Origin of the sequence: Streptomyces sp. NPDC006510 (assembly GCF_040611955.1) — a bacterium.
In the GTDB taxonomy this organism is placed as follows: Bacteria; Actinomycetota; Actinomycetes; order Streptomycetales; family Streptomycetaceae; genus Streptomyces.
Genome location: NZ_JBEXPH010000462.1, coordinates 1 through 1399, shown reverse-complemented (window position 1 = coordinate 1399; position 1399 = coordinate 1). Strand labels below are relative to the sequence as shown.

At 55.6% G+C, this 1399-nt stretch carries 2 protein-coding genes; both read right to left on the bottom strand.

What is annotated here, in order from left to right; genetic code table 11:
* Nucleotides 1-193 precede the first annotated feature (193 nt).
* On the bottom strand, nt 194-1102 hold the full coding sequence (locus ABZY11_RS44525; RefSeq protein WP_356484624.1) for a hypothetical protein: 909 nt from the start codon (nt 1100-1102) through the stop codon (nt 194-196).
* A gap of 99 nt (nt 1103-1201) precedes the next feature.
* Nucleotides 1202-1399: hypothetical protein (locus ABZY11_RS44520; RefSeq protein WP_356484623.1), on the bottom strand; the 198-nt coding region annotated here is incomplete at its 5' end.

Here is a 1399-nt window from a genome sequence, read left to right as displayed (position 1 = left end):
GGAAGGGGCCAGACATATCCTCCTTGTCCGACGAGTTGTACGAGGCGGTTGTCGAGTTTGCTGAGGTCGTCGAGGTCGTAATGCGGTGCACACACGGCGTAATCGCGCAGGACGGCGAGGAAGCCGGGCTTCTTCGGCGTGTTGGTCGATGATGATGGGTACGGATATCAAACTGAGCCTGCCTGGGCCGATATCACGGGGTCACCTCGGTCCAACTCTGGCCATCCTCGGTCCAAACTACGTTCTTCGGTCCACAGGACCAGAGAACACCATCATTTGCATGGAGATGACGGCAACTGGGCTTACCGGGCAACTTCATGTCGACTGCAACCAGATTGTCATTGCCGTCGAGGCGGAATAGACCGGAGTCACGGGTCAAATAGAGCTCGCCGTTGAACCACTCCATACCCCAGAGGTCGTCGCTGGTTGCGTCCTGTTCAATGGCTTCCCACTGCGAACCATTGCCACGCAGCAAAGTGCCCATCTGCCCGCATATAAACACTAAATCTTCGCGAACTACCTTGACCCGATGCAATACGAGATTGGTTGGGCTTTCCCGCTTGAGCCATTTGCCTTCCAGGCGTTGCCAGATTTCGCCATTGAATCCGACGGCATAGAGATTTTCTTCTCTGAGGCCGTCGATGGAGTTGAAACCGCATAGTTCAATCTCGCCTCTGGGTAAGACTACTCCCTGGTCCTGACGCGTCCATTTGACTGGGCCCTCGCGACGATAAACCTGGCGGCCCATGCCAGTGGCGTAGGGCACACCATCGATGAGTTGGAGATCCCGAATAGGACCGCGACGAGCAGGGCCATCGAGAGAGTCGTCGATCTCTTCTTCGGTTGAGCCAGACATTGTGCTGACTGACACGATACCGTCCGGGCCTGTAGCGAACACCATGATTTCCGGTACTTCAATTGCGCAGATTCGCGTGGCGTGCCACTCGAGGTTGAAGGAGAACCAGCGGTTCTGGGACCTGTCCCACTTGAGCAGTTTGGAGGCGGTCGAACCACTTTCCTTCAATACATCGACTTGGGCGATGACCCGACCAACATTGCGGCTCTGCATGAAGCCGGAAAGGAAGGAGTATTCGTTAGACATAGCAAACCTATCGTTCTTGGAAATTGAAAATTAAGCGGCTGAGCTGGCGTTGGATGTGATGCCCTTGATGGCCTCGATCGCCTGGTCGACAGTGCCCTGCTAGGCGGCAGTCAGCGTGCCGGAAGAGCGCTTGTCCGAGCCTGGATCGCTGCGCACCGGCATGTTGTCTTTCATGTCACATTTTTTCTGGTGATAGTCGTCCAACTGGTTGGCTATGCGCTTCGAGTTGCAATGAGGGAATGCCGTATTACGGGCGAGGGAACCGTGCTTCACGGGCATCCTTGTACGTCCATTTGG

What these genes read in the sequence shown, in the direction of transcription:
- ABZY11_RS44525 (WP_356484624.1), bottom strand. Translation starts at nt 1,102, where the DNA reads ATGTCTAACGAATACTCCTTCCTTTCCGGCTTCATGCAGAGCCGCAAT.